Source organism: Nocardia otitidiscaviarum NBRC 14405 (assembly GCF_000308635.1).
Taxonomy (GTDB): Bacteria; Actinomycetota; Actinomycetes; order Mycobacteriales; family Mycobacteriaceae; genus Nocardia; species Nocardia otitidiscaviarum.
On the sequence record NZ_BAGD01000079.1, the window covers coordinates 19894 to 35308 of the forward strand.

A 15415-nucleotide genomic window follows, 5' to 3' on the forward strand; every position below is an offset into this window, starting at 1 on the left:
ATATCGGTACACGGTGGGCCTTCCGGGGCTACAGGGAGGTGGTCAGTCCGCCGTCGACCAGCACCGAGGTGCCGGTCATGTAGGCGAGGTCGTCGGAGGCGAGGGCGAGGGCCGCCTGCGCGAGATCCTCCGGCTCGCCGATGCGCTTGATCGCGGGCAGGTTCCGCTGCGCCCAGTCCCGCTTGTACGCGGCCCAGTCCCGCTGCGGATCGGTCGGCTGCACCGCCCGCCACAGCCGGGTGTCCACCGCCCCGGGTGCCAGCACATTGATCCGAATCCCCTGTGCCGCATAGTCCATACTCGCGGCCTGGGCCAGCGCCAGCACCGCGCGCTTGGTGGCGGCGTAGGCCGATCCGCCCGGTCGGGTGGCCACCTCGTGCAGCGATCCGGTGATGATGATGACGCCGCCGCCGCGCGCCAGCAGGTGCGGGATCTGCGACCGCATCGCCAGATAGACCCCGCGCACATTGGTGTTCTGCATATCGTCCCATTCGGCGGGAGCGGTCTCGTGCAACGGCCGGAACCAGTTGATTCCGGCATTGTCGAACGCGATGTCCAGTCCCCCGTACCGGTCCACCACGGCGGTGGTGAAGTTCTCGACCTGCTCGGCCTCGCGCACATCCGCGCGCACGTACACGGCCTCCCCGCCCGCCGCGCGAATCTCGCCCTCCACCTTGGCCCCCTCCTCGGCCCGCCGCCCGCAGAAGCCGACCCGCGCGCCCTCACGCGCGAAGGCGATGGCGGCCGCCCGCCCGATCCCCGAGGTGGCCCCGGTGATGGCGACGACCTTCCCGGCGAACCGCCCCGGCCGGTCCCCGGTCGCATCGGCCGCGGCCCAGCCCCCGGCGGCACCCGCCACCCCGGTGCCCGCGGCCGCCAACCCGTACAGCATCGACCTCCTGCTCACTCCCGGCCCTCGCTGCTCATCCACGCTCATATCAGCCTCCAGCTGGTTCCCCACCACCGCGTCGGCGGCGGCCACCCCATGGTGTGGCGGCCCCGAACCGCCACGGCAGGGCACGAACTGGCGAGGACCCCCGGTCCTGGTCACGCCGCGACCAGGTACGCCCGTAACCGAGCCGAGCGCACTCGTGAGCGCGGCGGTCGTCACGCGGCGGTGGGCTCCCACGACCCGCTCATGTGCACGCGGCGGCGCTCACCGTGCGGTCGCGGCCGACCGGTGCGACCGGCCCATCGACATCGCGAGTCCTTTCGAGGAGATACGGCGAGCGCCCCGGATGGTCGCGGAGTCGTTGCCCGCCACAAGATTCCGCGCACCGTCGACGCAGATGGAGCAGCGTCCGGCGCAGATCGTCGCGCCGCTCGCCCAGGCGTGCGCTGCCGAGCCGACCAGGGTGACCGAGCGACAGTCAGTCGCACACCGCCCCGGTGGACGCGGACCCCACCAGCTTCGCGTATTTCGCGAGCACTCCGCGGGTGTAGCGCGGCGGCAACGGTTCCCAGCCCTGCGCCCGCTGTCGCAGCTCGACATCGTCCACGAGCAGGTCGAGACTGCCGTCCGCCACATCGAGCCGGATCCGGTCCCCGTCGCGCACGAAGGCGATCGGGCCGCCGTCCACCGCCTCGGGAGCCACGTGGCCCACGCAGAGGCCAGTGGTGCCACCGGAGAAGCGGCCGTCGGTCAGCAGCAGCACGTCCTTGCCCAGTCCCGCGCCCTTGATGGCCGCGGTGATGGCGAGCATCTCCCGCATGCCCGGACCGCCCTTGGGTCCCTCGTAGCGGATCACCACCACGTCCCCCGCCGCGATGGTGCCGTCCTCGAGTGCGTCCATGGCGGCTCGCTCCCGGTCGAAAACCCGTGCGGTGCCTTCGAAGACGGAGGAGTCGAACCCGGCCGACTTGACCACCGCACCGCCGGGTGCCAGCGATCCGTGCAGAATCGTGATGCCCCCGGTGGGGTGGATCGGCGAATCCATGGCGCGCACCACCTTCCCGTCCGGGTCGGGCGGGGCGATGGCCGCCAGATTCTCGGCCACCGTCCTGCCGGTGACGGTGAGGCAGTCTCCGTGCAGCAGCCCGGCGTCCAGCAGCGCCTTCATCATGACCGGTACCCCGCCGATGCGGTCCACGTCCGTCATCACGTGCCGACCGAACGGCTTCACATCGGCCAGGTGCGGCACCCGCCGCCCGATCCGGGCGAAATCGTCCAGGGTGAGGGCCACGTTCGCCTCGTGTGCGATGGCCAGCAGGTGCAGCACCGCATTGGTGGAGCCGCCGAATGCCATCACTACCGCGATGGCGTTCTCGAACGCCTCCCGGGTCAGGATGTCGCGGGCGGTGATCCCCCGCCGGATCAGTTCCACCACCGCCTCGCCGCTGCGCCGCGCGTAGCCGTCGCGGCGGCGGTCGGTCGCGGGCGGGGCGGCACTGCCGGGCAGCGACATGCCGAGCGCCTCGGCGGCGCTGGCCATGGTGTTGGCGGTGTACATGCCGCCGCATGCGCCCTCTCCGGGGCAGATGGCGCGTTCGATGGCGTCCACGTCGGCTCTGCTCATGAGTCCGCGCGAGCAGGCGCCCACCGCCTCGAAGGCGTCGATGATGGTGACCTCGCGCTCGCTACCGTCGGAGAGTTTGGCGATACCGGGCAGGATCGATCCGGCGTAGAGGAAAACGCTGGCCAGGTTCAGCCGTGCGGCGGCCATGAGCATGCCGGGCAGCGATTTGTCGCAGCCCGCCAGCAGGACCGACCCGTCGAGCCGTTCGGCCTGCATCACGGTTTCCACGCTGTCGGCGATGACCTCGCGCGACACCAGGGAGAAGTGCATGCCCTCATGGCCCATGGAGATGCCGTCGGAGACCGATATGGTGCCGAACTGCATGGGGAAGCCGCCGCCCGCGAAGACGCCGTCCTTGCAGCCGCGAGCGAGGCGGTCCAGGGAGAGGTTGCAGGGCGTGATCTCGTTCCAGGACGATGCCACGCCGATCTGGGGTTTGTCCCAGTCCTCGTCGCCCATGCCCACCGCGCGCAGCATGCCGCGGGCGGCGGTCTTCTCCAGCCCGTCGGTGACGTCGCGGCTGCGGGGTTTGATGTCCGGGGTGCTCTGCTGATCGGCCACGGTTCCCCATCATCCCCCGTGTGGCCGGAAAGTCACCGCCACCACGCCCCGGTGCGCCGACGACGAAGGTCCCGCCGCGCCACGCCGCGCGAACGGGACCTCTGTCGATGTGCCGTGCCCAACGGGGCCACGGTGCCTGTCGGCGTTACCAGCCGACCGGTCGGAAGCCGACCGATCAGAGGTAGGCGCCGCAGACCGGCCAGGCGCCGACGCCCTGAGTGGCGAGCACGTTCTCGGCCACGCGGATCTGCTCCTCACGGCTGGCGTTGTGGGCGTAACCGGTGCCACCGTTGGCGAGCCAGGTGCTCTGGCTGAACTGCAGGCCGCCGTAGTAGCCGTTGCCGGTGTTGATCGACCAGTTGCCGCCGCTCTCACACTGCGCGACGGCGTCCCAGTTGCCGCTGTAGGCGGAGGCGGTAGCAGTGGAAACACCGAACGGGACAGCGGCGAGCGCGCCCAGCACGGCGGTGGTACCAGCGATACGGGTGAACTTGCGGTTCCGAAGCATGTGATATTCCTGCCTGCGCCCAACCGCCCGGTGAATTCGCACTACCGGGTCCCGTCCCCAGGGAATGTCTTGGTGAATCTCGACCGCGGGACGGGGTTACCGGTGTACGGCGGTTCGAGTCCGACTCAGCCTTCGCCCGAGCCGTCGACGACCATAACGGAACAATCACGATGGATCACGGACCGATAACTCGCATTTGACTTGCGTGACGCTCGAACCTGATCTCCGTTTATGCAGATAATCGCGCGGGTCGCACTTAATTACATTCCCGTAGTTACTAAACCAAAATGTGTCCGAGGTCACCGAAATTGGGTGATAACGATCTCGAGGCCAACCCGCTGAGGGCTTCCCAACGACCGTCTCAGACGCTATCGTACTGGCAGTACCGCATACTGGCGGTACACGCTCAACGAGGTGCGCCATGACCACCACATACCCCCAGGCCAGGCGGATCAGATTCCGCTTCGGCGATCCGGAGCCGATGTCGAAGTACTACGCGGGCGGCGACATCGTGTTCAGCCACTTCATCGCGGGTCTCTCGGCGGGCTTCCCGCCCGGCGAGGAGTCCTTCATCCGCTCGGTCCGCAAGTTCGCCGACCACATCACCGATCCGGCCCTGAAGAAGCGGGTGGCCGGGTTCATCGGCCAGGAGGCCATGCACGGGCAGGAACACCGGCGGCTCAACGGCAAGCTCGCCGAGCTGGGCTATCCCGTCGAGTGGTACGACTCCCCCGCCGCCGTCGAGCGCCTGCGCCGCATCGAGCAGCGGCTGCCCGACCTGGTGCATCTGGCGAGCACCGCGGCGGCCGAGCACTACACGACCGTGCTCGCCACCCGGGTGCTGACCCGGCCCGAAGTCCAGGAGCTCGCGGGCGACCCCGAGGTGCGCAACCTGTTGAACTGGCACGCCGTCGAGGAGATCGAGCACAAGTCGGTCGCCTTCGACGTGTACCGGGCCGTGGGCGGCAGCGAACGGATGCGCATCGCCACCATGGCCACCGTGCTGGCGCTCACCCTGCCGCTCACCACGGTGGGCCTGATCCTGTCGCTGCGCCGCGACGACTACGCGCGTGCGCATCCGGCCCGACTGGCCCGCGAGGCGTACACGCTGTTCACCGGGCCGCTGTTCCGCGGTCTGGGCCGCGAACTCGCCCAGTACCTGCGTCCGGGCTTCCATCCCGACGACAACGACACCACCGCGCTGCTGGACCGCTGGCGGGCCGAATTGTTCGGCGACACCGGCATTCTCAGCGATCACCTGCGTTAGCGGGCTCGGCGGACCGCTCGGAGACCGCCGCGAATCAACGGAGATTCATCATGAGCAAATCCACGCTTCGCACCCGCACCACCGGTGCGCCCCCGGTGCGCCGCATGCGATTCCGGTTCGGCGAGCCCGAACCCATGAGCAAGCATTTCGCGGACGGCGATATCGTGCTCAGCCATCTGACGGCCCTACTGTCGGCGGCCTTCCCACCCGGTGAGGATTCCTTCGTGCGTTCGGTGCGGCGGGTGTCCGGGCGGATCGACGATCCGGTGCTCAAGAAGCGCGCCGCCGGATTCATCGGGCAGGAGGCCATGCACGGACAGCAGCATCGGCTGCTCAACGACCAGTTGGTCCGGATGGGCTACGTACTGGTCCGGGTGCCGAATTTCGCACCGGGCAGCCGCCGGGAGCGGGCCCTGATCCGCGCCGAACGGCTGCTGCCCGCCCACGTCCACCTGGCGGCCACCGCGGCGGCCGAGCACTTCACCAGCATGCTGGCGCGGCGCGTGCTGACCAGCCCGGAACTCCAGGAGATCGCCACCGCGAGTCCGGAAGTTCGGAATCTGCTGAACTGGCATGCGCTGGAGGAACTCGAGCACAAGTCGGTCGCCTTCGACGTCTACCGCGCCACCGGCGGCGGTGAGGCGGTGCGGATCGGCGTCATGACCATCCCGTATGTGGGGATCATCCCCTTCATGGCGCTGGCGGTGGGCCTGTCCATCCTCACCGACCCGCAGGGCTGGCGGCCGGTCACGGTCACCCGCCAAGCCGTCGGCGTGCTGCGCGGCCCCCTGGTCAAAGGGCTGCTCGCCGAGATCCGGGAGTACCTGAAGCCCGGCTTCCATCCCGACGACCTCGATACCGAACCCCTGGTCCAGCAGTGGCAGCGGGAGCTGTTCGGCGACGACGGCCTGCTGCTCGACCGGGTCCGCTGACCCACCGAACGCCGGAGAGGATCCATCATGAACGCACATCCCGAGATTCCGCGCGCCGACCACGAGGTCGTGGTGGTCGGCGCCGGATTCGGCGGTATCGGAGCCGGTATCGCACTGCAGCGCAGGGGCATTCACGACTTCGTCATCGTGGACAAGTGGGACCGGGTCGGCGGCACCTGGCATGCCAACACCTATCCCGGTGTGGCCGTGGACATTCCGTCCTTCATCTACAGCTTCTCCTATGAGCAGCGCGGCGACTGGTCGCGGATCTTCGCCCCCGGCGACGAGTTGCGCGACTATGCCGACAGCATGGTCGACAAGTACGGGCTGCGCCGCAAGCTGCTGCTCGGCACCACCGTCACCGGAGCCGAGTACGACGAGGACGGCGGGCTCTGGCGGCTGCGCACCGACGGTGGCCGCACTCTCACGGCACGTTTCGTCGTCATGGCGGTGGGCGGCTTGGAGCGGCCGAAGATGCCCGATATCCCGGGGTTGCAGGACTTCGGTGGCGCGCTGGTGCATACCGCCCTGTGGGATCACGACCTGGCGCTGGCCGGTAAGCGGGTGGCCGTGATCGGCACCGGCGCGACGGCGCTGCAACTGGTGCCCGCCATCGCCGCGGAGGTGGACCACCTCACCGTCTTCCAGCGCACCCCCATCTGGGTGTTCCCGAAGACCGACGCCGCCGTGGGACCGTGGGGGCGGGCCGTGCTCGGCAATCGATTGCTGCGCTCCGGCATTCGCGCGGTCGGCACCCTGGCCACCGAGATCGGGATGGGCGGCATGGTCGCGGGCCCTGCCTGGCTCACCGAGACGGGACGACGGCTGGCCGAGATTCCGGTACGCCGCTGGATGCGGTCGCAGGTGCGCGACCCACGAGTGCGCGAACAGCTGATCCCCCGCTACGGACTGGGCTGCAAGCGGCCGTCCATGTCCAACGACTACCTCGCCACCTTCAATCGTCCGGATGTGCGCCTGGTGACCGACGCGATCGAGCGGGTCGACGAGCACGGGGTGGTCACGGCCGACGGGATCCGCCACGACGTGGATGTCATCGTCTGCGCCACGGGATTCAAACTGTGGGAAAAGGATTCGGTGCCGCCGTTTCCGGTGATCGGTCGCGATCGGGTCAGTCTCGGCGACTTCTGGGATACACACCGATTTCAGGCGTATCACGGGGTATCAGTACCCGGCTTTCCGAATATGTTCGCCATAACCGGCCCGTACGGTTTCGTGCTCGGCTCGTATATCTGGATGATCGAAGCCACCGCCGCCCATCTGAGTCGCGCCATCGCGGAAACCAAGCGGCGCGGTGAGACCGTCTGTGAAATACGGCGATCCGCGCACGATGAATATTTCGCCGCATGTCTGCGGCGACAGGAGAAGAACTTCCTCTTCACCCCGGTCTGCCACGGTTCGAATACGTATTACATCAATAGTCACGGAGATTCGCCGTTCCGGCCGTCCACCCACGGCGAGATGTACTGGCAGAACCGTCATTACAACCTCGACGACTACCGGTACAGCACCCCGGCGAACACGCCGCGACCCGACCGGATCCTGGAGGAGTCGGCATGAAACTCAACGACATCCGTCCCGAACTCGTCGTGGTGACCGGGGCGGGCAGCGGAATCGGACGGGCGGTGGCGCTGCGCTTCGCCCGGCGCGGAGCCCATGTGGTGGTCTCCGATATCGACCTCGACAGCGCCCGCGCCACCGAGGCCATGATCCACGCCCGGGGCGAGCACGCCAGCGCCGCGCGCCTCGACGTCACCGACCCGTGGGCGTGGGAGGAGTTCGCCCGCGATGTCCTGGCCGACTACGGGCTGGCCGATGTGCTGGTCAACAATGCGGGCCTGGTGGTCGGCGGGGCGTTCCTGGATATGGCGCCCGCCGACTGGGACACCCAGCTCGGGGTCAATTTGCTCGGAGTCGTGCACGGGTGCCGGGTGTTCGGACGGCAGTGGGTCGACAGCGGGCACCGCGGGCATATCGTCAATATCGCCTCGGCGGCCGCCTTCACCCCCACCCCGGTCATGTCGGCCTATTCGGTGTCCAAGGCCGGGGTGAAGATGCTCACCGAATGTCTGCGACTGGAGCTGGGCCCCAAGGGCATCGGCGTGAGTGCCATCTGCCCCGGATTCATCAATACCGGCATCGGTGCGCACGCCGTGACGGTGGGCGTCGATCCGGCCGTCGTCGAGCGGGGCAGGGAACTCGCCCGGCGCGCGCAGGAGGTGGCCGAGCGGCTGCCGTTCTCGCCGCTGAGCCCGGACCAGGTGGCCCGTGCGGTGGAGCGGTCGGTGCGCTACGACCTGGCCGTGGTGCCGGTGCGGCCGGAGGCGTGGCTGGGCTATGCCCTCATGCGGATCGCTCCCGGTGTCAATCGCCGGATGACCCAACCGTTCTCGACCGAGCGCCTGGAACGGCTGGCGGGCTGGGCGATGCGGCGCTTCGACCGGCAGGCGGTCACCGCCGACAGAGCGCCGACACCCGCGGGGGTGGGGCGGTGAGCGGGCGGACGCATACCCTCGAGGTCGCGGCGGTGGTGCGGGAGACCACCGATGCCCACACCCTGGTCTTCAGCGTGCCGCCGCAGCTGCACGGTCGGTTCGCCTACCGGCCGGGGCAGTTTCTCACCCTGCGGATTCCCAGCGAGCGCACCGGATCGGTGGCGCGCTGCTATTCGCTGTGCAGCAGTCCGCATGTGGACGATCGGCCCGCCGTGACGGTGAAGCGCACGGCGGGCGGCTACGCGTCGAATCTGCTCTGCGATACGGTCCGGGCCGGGGACCTCATCACCGTGCTGGAGCCGGGTGGCAGCTTCGGGCCGCGCGGGCTGGACGGGGAGCTGCTGCTCGCCGCCGGGGGCAGCGGGATCACACCGCTGCTGTCGATCGCGAAATCGGTGCTGGCGGCAGGGCGCGGCAACATCGTGCTGTTCTACGCGAACCGGGATCGGCGATCGGTGATCTTCGCGGCCGAACTGGAGCGGCTGGAGCGCCGGTATCCGCGGCGGCTGCGGGTGCTGCATTGGATCGAAGCCGAACGGGGGCTGCCGAACGCCCGGCGGGTGGGTGAGCTGCTGCGGCGGCATCGCCGCCGGGAGTGGTACATCTGCGGGCCGCAAGGCTTCACCACGGTGCTGCGGTCCGCGGCGGCCGCCGTGCGGGTACCGGCAGCCCGGGTCCATCTGGAGGAGTACCGGTCGCTCACCGCGAATCCGTTCGAGGACTCCACTCTCCCAGCGCATCTCACCGTCGCCGCGCTGCCCCCGCCCGCCGCCGGGGCGGACGACGGCAGCACCGCCCTGGAGGTCGACATCGACGGGCGCACCCATCACCTCGGCTGGCCGCGCACCGCCCGGCTGCTGGATGTGCTGCTGGACAACGGCATCGACGCGCCCTACGTGTGCCGGGAATCCGCGTGCGGCACCTGCGTTTGCGCGGTGCGGCGCGGGCGCACCCGCATGGTGCGCAACGAGGCGCTCATCGACGAGGAACTCGCCCAGGGATTGACGCTGGCCTGCCAGACGCTGCCGGACTCGGCCGACGTCCACGTCAGCTTCGACCTGTAGCGCCGCGTGTCAGTTCGCGGCGAAGGCGAGATGCGGGGGTTTGCGCACGTCCACCGCCACCTCGTTGAGCCGGGCCACCGCGTCCAGCACCGCCGCCGCGATGGTGCTGACATGCTCGGCGAACTGCTCGGCGGTCATGATCCGAGCGCGCGAGCGGTTGACGCCCAGGTACCACTCGGTGGCCGAACCCACCGCCCCGAAGATGGCGTAGGTGGTCAGTTCCAGGCTGCCGGTGTCCACCTGCTGACCCGAGAGCCGTTCCTCCACCAGCCGCGCCACCCGCAGAGCCGAGCGCTGCGCCACATCGAGCGCGCGCTCGGGCTGCTCGGCCTGCTGGGCCATCCGCCCGTGCACCAGGAAGCGGAACACCTCCGGACTCTCCTCGACCACGGCCACATATTCGGTGATCCCGATCCGCAGCAGGTCGGCGACCGAGTCGGCCATGAGGTTCACCCGCTCCAGGAAGCGATCCCACAACATGCTCTGCACCCGGTCCAGGATGGCCAGGTACAGGTCGGTCTTGTCCTCGAAGTGGCGGTACAGCTTGGGTTTCGCGCAGCCCGCGGCGCGCGCGATATCGTCCATGCTCACGTCCGGACCGTGTTCGGTCAGCGCCCGCAGCGCGGCGTCCACGAAGTCGGCGCGCACCTGTTCGCGATGTTCGCGCCACCGCTCGGTGCGCGCGTCCGGACGGGATCCGGCCGCCGCGGTGCGTTTCGCCCCACGGGTGAGCCTCTTCTCGGCGGCCGACATGACGTCATGATATGCGATACCGCCGGTACGCGAAGACCGGTGCGGTGGGTGATCGGGTCAGGACGGCGCGGCCGGTCCCGGCCCCTCGGACACCGGGACGGTATTCGCACGGCAGGGTTGCTGGGCCGTGGTCGCGCAGTCGGGCAACCGCTCGGCGTGCGGGTACGGGATGTGGCCGAGGACGAGGCTCGACGGTCGTCCCGGCTCGAACCAGACGGTGTTGTCCGCGGGTGTGGGGAGGGTGCCGAAGACCCAGTAGCCGGTGGGCGCGGGGTGTCGAACGGTAGCGCGGACACGCCGGGCAGGGCGGGTGGCGTGGCGTCGAGCCGCCCGTCCGGCTGGAGCCACAACCGCATCGGTGTCACCGGAAGCTGGTTGTAACCGGAGTAGGAGTAGCCGATCATGCCGACGCGGCCGTTCGACCACGGCTGCTGCGCCGCCTATTCCACGGCGGCGGCACCGGCCGCGCCGACGGTCTCGTCGACGATGTGGTTCACGCCGGTCGAACAGCCGGTGCCGGGAACGTTCACCCCGACGATCGCGTAACCCTCGGCGAGCCAATCCCTTCCGATATCGGGATCGGAACCGGCGCTGTAGCCGTCGTATTCCACCAACACCGGATGCGGCCCGTCCGCGCCTACCCACCATGGTCGTATCTCCTCACCGTCACGTCCGCTCGTCAGCTGCGACAGTACGAATCCGATCGTGGACTGTCGTCGCACCAGCGGATGATCCGCACCGGCACCGCCGGTGGACATCGCCCCGACACCTCCCCGATGAGTACCCTCGTCACCCGCCACGACCGTGGGCCGATGCGCGACGGTCGGCCATCTGCCTATCGACGCCACCCGGGCGGCCGGACCGGCCGCGGACGGACCCGCCGATCGCGCCTTCCCGAGGTCGGCGCCGACGGCGAGACGCACGAACCCGACGGTACCGATGACACCTGGGACGTGACCTGGTCGGCGGTGCGCCGCTGGAGGCGATGGCCCACCGTCGGCGGTCCAGGTGCGTGGCGTCCGTATCGTCGATGTGGACATGTTGATCTTCCTACTGGTCCTCGCGGGCTTCGCGTTCCTGGACTCGCTCGACGTGCTGATGGTCGGCGTCACCACGGCGGTGATCTACGACAGTCGGCTCGGTCGTCGCTCACCGGTGCCCGGGGTGCTCAGCTTCCTCGCCGGAGTCTTCGCCGTCACAACGACTTTCGGCATCTGCACGGTGCTCGGGTTGAGCTTCGTCACCGACCTGGTGGATTTCACGGTGACACCGACACTGCGGTACTGGGGTGAGCTGATCGCGGGAATCGTACTGCTGACACTCGGGGCCGTCCGCATCTCCGGGAGTACGACGGCGGCGGTGCCGACGTGGGCGCTGGAGGCGCGGCGACGGCCGTGGCTGCTCGGGCTGGCGGGGATCGCCATCGGTCTCGGGCAGGCCCCCACGGCGGTGCCCTATCTGGCGGCCCTGGCCATGCTCTCGGCCCGCGACCCCAGACCGGCGGTGTGGCCGCTGATCATCATCGGATACTGCGCCATCGCGCTGCTGCCACCGGCGCTGGTTCTGCTCACCGCCACCCGCGAGACCGCGCGGGCCCGGCGGTTCCACCGGAGGCTCGTCCGGGGCATGCGCCGGTTCGGCCCGGCGTCGGTGCGGGTGCTGTTCCTGATCTTCGGGGCCGTCCTCGTGATCGACGCGCTACGCCACCACACGGTGCTGTGGTGAGATCCGCCGCAGCTCATCCACCGCTACCCGGCGGCGGATCCGTGGGGGATTCGGCCCGGTGCCGGGCGAACTCACGGCCGACGGCGGTGATCGGCGGGTCGCCGTAGATCCATTCGCGGGCGATGCGGTGCCAGTTGTTGGTGGCGGTCAGGCTGCCGATGGTGCCGAAGGTCATGAGTTCGGCGCGACGGGAGAACAGGTGTTCGGCGGGCAGGTTGTCGACGCGCTGTACGACGGCGTCGGCGCGGGGGTCGACGGCGCGGGCGAAGGCGGTGGTGGCGATATCGCCGGTCACCGTGACCTCTTCGTCGACCAGACTCCACCACGCGGTCGCGGCGATGTACTCCAGGCATTCCTCGGCGGGGACGGGCGTGGTCGGGTCGATGACGCCGCGGCGCACCAGCAGGGTGCGCAGATCCTCCGCCCGCCCTTCGACGGCGGCGCGGACGCAGTCGATTTCGAAGCGCACGTATTCGGGACGCATGCGGTGGAACAGCCCGAAGTCGACGAATGCCACGCGCCCGTCCGCGCCGAGCAGGACATTGCCCGGGTGCGGGTCGCCGCAGTACTCGTTGTCGCGGTAGAGGGAGCCGACATAGAAGCGGTAGACGATCTCGGCGATGCGTTTGCGGTGCGACGCGGGCAGTTCCGCGCCCGTCACGAAGGGCCGGCCGTCGACGAGGTCGCTGACCAGCACCCGGCGGGTGCACAGGGGTGCGACGACATCGGGCACGTGCACGAGGGTGTGATCGCGGTAGCGGTGGGCCATATGCCGCTGTGCCCGCGCCTCGGCCAGGTAGTCCAGCTCGCCGGTGATGGCGAGCGAGACTTCCTCGAGCACTCGGGAATCGGCGAGGGCGGGCAGCATGGGCCGCCAGAAGGCGGCGAACAGCCGTAGATTCTCCAGGTCGGCCCGCACGGCCTCCTCGATCCCCGGATACTGCACCTTCACCGCCACCGCGCGGCCGTCCCGCAGCGTCGCGCGATAGACCTGGCCGATGGACGCGGCCGCGAGAGGCTCGGTGTCGAACTCGGCGAACACCTCCCGCATCGGCCCGAGGTCGGCCTCCAGTACCGAACGCAGCTGTGGGAAAGGCATGCGCGGCGCTTGATCGCACAGGTCCGCGAGGCGTTCCCGGAAACGCTCCCGGTGCGATTCCGGGAACATGTCCAGGTCGAGCAGCGACATGGTCTGCCCGACCTTCATGGCCGCGCCCTTCATACCGCCGAGAATCGTGAACAGCTGATCGGCGGCCCGCAGCGTCTGCTTCTCCGCCAGCCGCGCCCGCAACTCCTCCGACCGCCCCACCATGGACAGCCGAACCCCGGTGTCGCGCAGCACCTCTCGCGCCACCGCCCGACCGAGCCGGTGGGCACGAGCGATCCGGCTGGTCGGGATGCGATCGGCCACCCCACCATCGTCACCACCGGTGCGGCGCACTGTCAAAGGTCGGCTCGCACCCCGCTGTCCCGGAACACCGACCGAAGGGCACCCGACGCGAACGCACGCCGAGTCACACACGGCGAGTACAGCGCGCGACGCCGTGCGTTCTGCGCGCGAGATGCCCCTTCGGCCCCGACCGCGAAACCGGTCACCGCGGATGCGAGCGGAGCGGCCACGTGGGGTGGTCGCCGCTCCTCGAGCCGGTGCTCAGTGTTGTTGCGGGCCGGGCTGTTGGGGGCCCGGGCGCTGCGGGTCGTAATAGGTCGGGTTCGGCGGGTAGGACACCTGGTGCGACGGGTCGGGTAGGCCGCGCTGACCGGGGTCACGCTGCCCCATCTCGCGCTGGCGGCCCAGGGCGGCGGCGGTGGGATCCTCCACCGGCTGCCGGGCATCGGCCTCGGCGGCGCGGACCGCGCGTTCGGCGGCCGGGTCGGTGGCCATATCGAACCAGTCGGCGACCTCGTCGGAATCGTCCTCGGGGCGTTCGCCGGTGTCTCCGTCGGGGGCCGGTTCGTAGCGGAAGACGCCGTCCTCGCCCTGGGTGGCGAAGTTGCGGGCGAAGCCCTCCAGGGCCTTGCCGAAGTCGCTGGGCACCATCCACACCTTGTTGGCGTCCCCGCGCGCGACCAGGGGCAGGGTCTGCATGTACTGATAGGCCAGCAGCTCCGGCGTCGGCTTGCCGGACTTGATGGCCGCGAACACCTTCTCGATGGCCTTGGCCTGGCCCTGCGCCTGCAGATAGGCGGCCGCGCGCTCACCCTGGGCGCGCAGGATGCGGCCCTGCCGCTCACCCTCGGCGGACAGGATCGCCGACTGCTTGGAGCCCTCGGCGGCGAGGATCTGCGCCTGCTTCTGACCTTCGGCGGTCTTGATGGACGCTTCCCGCTGACCTTCCGCGGTGAGAATCATGGCGCGCTTCTCGCGGTCGGCCTTCATCTGCTTCTCCATCGACTCCTGAATCGACGGCGGCGGATCGATGGCCTTCAGTTCGACGCGCGAGACCCGCAGCCCCCAGCGGCCGGTGGCCTCGTCGAGCACGCCGCGCAGCTGGCTGTTGATGAAGTCACGGGAGGTGAGCGTCTCCTCCAGGGTCATGCCACCGACCACGTTGCGCAGCGTCGTCACCGTCAACTGTTCAACGGCGGCAATGTAATTGGAGATCTCGTAGACAGCGGCCTGCGGGGTGGTGACCTGGAAGTACACCACCGAGTCGATCTGCACGGTCAGGTTGTCCTGCGTGATCACCGGCTGCGGCGGGAAGGACACCACCCGCTCGCGCAGATCCACCTTGGCGCGAATGCGATCGGCGAACGGCACCAGGAAGGTCAGCTGACCGGACACGGTGCGGGAGTAGCGGCCGAGGCGTTCGATGACGGCCGCCTCCGCCTGCGGCACCAACGCCACCGATTTGAACACCACCACCACGACCAGCAGGACGAGTACGGCGGCAACGATGAGTACAGCCATAATTTACGGCCCTTTCCACACGACGGCGGTCGCGCCGTCGATCTCCGCGACGTAGACGGTCGCGCCTTCCTCGTAACGATCGGACGGGTCGAGCGGCCGGGCGCTCCACACCTCGCCCTCCAGTTTGACCCGCCCGCCGTGCTCGTCGACGGGCTCCAGCACTCGCGCCGTCTTGCCCGGCAGCGCCTCCATACCCATGGGTTTGGCGGGGCGAACCGCGTAGCGGCGCAACAGCACCGGACGGACCACCAGCATGAGCGCGACGGCGGAGATGCCGAACACCACCGCGTCGACGATCAGGGAGGTGTCCGTCAGCCCGCTCACGCCGGCCGTCACCAGCGCGGCACTTCCCAACATGAGCAGGGTCAGATCCCCGACCAGTACCTCCGCCGCCGCGAGAAGCAATCCCGCGACCAGCCAAATGATTGCGGCCACGCCTCCACCCTAGTGCTTTTACCGCTACGTCGGCGGAGATCGAATCCGAACGTGACCTGATACCGGTGCGTGATCCCCCACCGGCGTCGACGACCCGCACGCCCAACTGGTCTCGCGGCGCGGCCGGTGTGGCGGCACGGCGCGGCATCGCGGCGCAGCCGGGGTCCGCAACGGCGCGGTATCGCCGCAGGGTGCGGTGTTGCGGCGCGGCCGGTGTCGCGGTCCACCCT

Annotated in this window: 14 protein-coding genes and 1 pseudogene; 6 read left to right on the forward strand and 9 right to left on the reverse strand. The window is 69.4% G+C overall.

The window, feature by feature from the left end; all coding sequences use genetic code 11:
• Positions 1-28: 28 nt before the first annotated feature.
• The 3 genes from ON31_RS16310 to ON31_RS16320 all read right to left on the reverse strand — a co-directional run bounded on the left by ON31_RS16310 (position 29) and on the right by ON31_RS16320 (position 3585).
• Entirely contained in the window at positions 29-892 is an 864-nt protein-coding gene (locus ON31_RS16310) for an SDR family NAD(P)-dependent oxidoreductase (protein WP_255222132.1), read from the reverse strand.
• Between the two features lie 478 nt (positions 893-1370).
• Positions 1371-3077, reverse strand: coding sequence for a dihydroxy-acid dehydratase (gene ilvD, locus ON31_RS16315; protein WP_039814642.1), 1707 nt, complete (start codon positions 3075-3077; stop codon positions 1371-1373).
• Positions 3078-3252: 175 nt separating this feature from the next.
• Positions 3253-3585, reverse strand: coding sequence for a transglycosylase family protein (locus tag ON31_RS16320; protein ID WP_029928628.1), 333 nt, complete (start codon positions 3583-3585; stop codon positions 3253-3255).
• A gap of 421 nt (positions 3586-4006) precedes the next feature.
• Between ON31_RS16320 and ON31_RS16325 the strand changes: the two genes are divergently transcribed.
• The 5 genes from ON31_RS16325 to ON31_RS16345 are packed head-to-tail and all read left to right on the forward strand — an operon-like array spanning position 4007 to position 9361.
• On the forward strand, positions 4007-4852 hold the full coding sequence (locus ON31_RS16325; protein ID WP_039814643.1) for a metal-dependent hydrolase: 846 nt from the start codon (positions 4007-4009) through the stop codon (positions 4850-4852).
• Between the two features lie 50 nt (positions 4853-4902).
• Entirely contained in the window at positions 4903-5784 is an 882-nt protein-coding gene (locus ON31_RS16330; protein WP_051037358.1) for a metal-dependent hydrolase, read from the forward strand.
• 27 nt (positions 5785-5811) lie between these two features.
• Positions 5812-7362: a flavin-containing monooxygenase gene (locus ON31_RS16335; RefSeq protein WP_039814645.1), complete on the forward strand. Its 1551-nt coding sequence runs from the start codon at positions 5812-5814 to the stop codon at positions 7360-7362.
• Positions 7359-8297 (forward strand): SDR family NAD(P)-dependent oxidoreductase, encoded by a 939-nt coding sequence (locus ON31_RS16340; protein ID WP_039814646.1) that lies wholly within the window; start codon positions 7359-7361, stop codon positions 8295-8297. The genes ON31_RS16335 and ON31_RS16340 overlap by 4 nt, the downstream gene beginning before the upstream one ends.
• On the forward strand, positions 8294-9361 hold the full coding sequence (locus ON31_RS16345) for a ferredoxin--NADP reductase (RefSeq protein ID WP_039814649.1): 1068 nt from the start codon (positions 8294-8296) through the stop codon (positions 9359-9361). The genes ON31_RS16340 and ON31_RS16345 overlap by 4 nt, the downstream gene beginning before the upstream one ends.
• Before the next feature lie 9 nt (positions 9362-9370).
• On the opposite strand, the gene ON31_RS16350 is transcribed toward ON31_RS16345, so the two are convergent.
• From ON31_RS16350 to ON31_RS37285, 3 genes and pseudogenes are all read right to left on the reverse strand, one after another.
• Complete coding sequence (locus ON31_RS16350) at positions 9371-10114, reverse strand: TetR/AcrR family transcriptional regulator (protein WP_051037359.1); 744 nt, start codon at positions 10112-10114, stop codon at positions 9371-9373.
• Positions 10115-10485: 371 nt separating this feature from the next.
• A pseudogene (locus tag ON31_RS38570) lies at positions 10486-10542 on the reverse strand (CocE/NonD family hydrolase); the annotation flags it as partial.
• 12 nt (positions 10543-10554) lie between these two features.
• Positions 10555-10872, reverse strand: coding sequence for a CocE/NonD family hydrolase (locus ON31_RS37285; protein ID WP_039814651.1), 318 nt, complete (start codon positions 10870-10872; stop codon positions 10555-10557).
• Between the two features lie 280 nt (positions 10873-11152).
• Between ON31_RS37285 and ON31_RS16360 the strand changes: the two genes are divergently transcribed.
• Complete coding sequence (locus ON31_RS16360; protein ID WP_039814689.1) at positions 11153-11839, forward strand: GAP family protein; 687 nt, start codon at positions 11153-11155, stop codon at positions 11837-11839.
• 13 nt (positions 11840-11852) lie between these two features.
• Here the strand turns inward: ON31_RS16360 and ON31_RS16365 are convergent, their stop codons facing one another.
• From ON31_RS16365 to ON31_RS16375, 3 genes are all read right to left on the reverse strand, one after another.
• A complete protein-coding gene (locus tag ON31_RS16365) occupies positions 11853-13250 on the reverse strand; it encodes an ABC1 kinase family protein (protein WP_051037365.1) in 1398 nt (465 codons plus the stop codon).
• Between the two features lie 240 nt (positions 13251-13490).
• The gene (locus ON31_RS16370) at positions 13491-14750 is read right to left on the reverse strand and encodes an SPFH domain-containing protein (RefSeq protein ID WP_039814652.1); all 1260 of its coding nucleotides are present in this window, start codon (positions 14748-14750) and stop codon (positions 13491-13493) included.
• 3 nt (positions 14751-14753) lie between these two features.
• On the reverse strand, positions 14754-15185 hold the full coding sequence (locus ON31_RS16375; protein WP_029928649.1) for an NfeD family protein: 432 nt from the start codon (positions 15183-15185) through the stop codon (positions 14754-14756).
• Between the last annotated feature and the right edge of the window lie 230 nt (positions 15186-15415).

Bases quoted from the DNA above. Each gene is read 5' to 3' on its own strand.
- ON31_RS16330 (WP_051037358.1), top strand. From the start codon at position 4,903: ATGAGCAAATCCACGCTTCGCACCCGCACCACCGGTGCGCCCCCGGTG.
- ON31_RS37285 (WP_039814651.1), bottom strand. From the start codon at position 10,872: ATGTCCACCGGCGGTGCCGGTGCGGATCATCCGCTGGTGCGACGACAG.
- ON31_RS16340 (WP_039814646.1), top strand. From the start codon at position 7,359: ATGAAACTCAACGACATCCGTCCCGAACTCGTCGTGGTGACCGGGGCG.
- ON31_RS16350 (WP_051037359.1), bottom strand. From the start codon at position 10,114: ATGTCGGCCGCCGAGAAGAGGCTCACCCGTGGGGCGAAACGCACCGCG.
- ON31_RS16335 (WP_039814645.1), top strand. From the start codon at position 5,812: ATGAACGCACATCCCGAGATTCCGCGCGCCGACCACGAGGTCGTGGTG.
- ON31_RS16360 (WP_039814689.1), top strand. From the start codon at position 11,153: ATGTTGATCTTCCTACTGGTCCTCGCGGGCTTCGCGTTCCTGGACTCG.
- ON31_RS16370 (WP_039814652.1), bottom strand. From the start codon at position 14,750: ATGGCTGTACTCATCGTTGCCGCCGTACTCGTCCTGCTGGTCGTGGTG.
- ON31_RS16320 (WP_029928628.1), bottom strand. From the start codon at position 3,585: ATGCTTCGGAACCGCAAGTTCACCCGTATCGCTGGTACCACCGCCGTG.
- ON31_RS16325 (WP_039814643.1), top strand. From the start codon at position 4,007: ATGACCACCACATACCCCCAGGCCAGGCGGATCAGATTCCGCTTCGGC.
- ON31_RS16310 (WP_255222132.1), bottom strand. From the start codon at position 892: ATGCTGTACGGGTTGGCGGCCGCGGGCACCGGGGTGGCGGGTGCCGCC.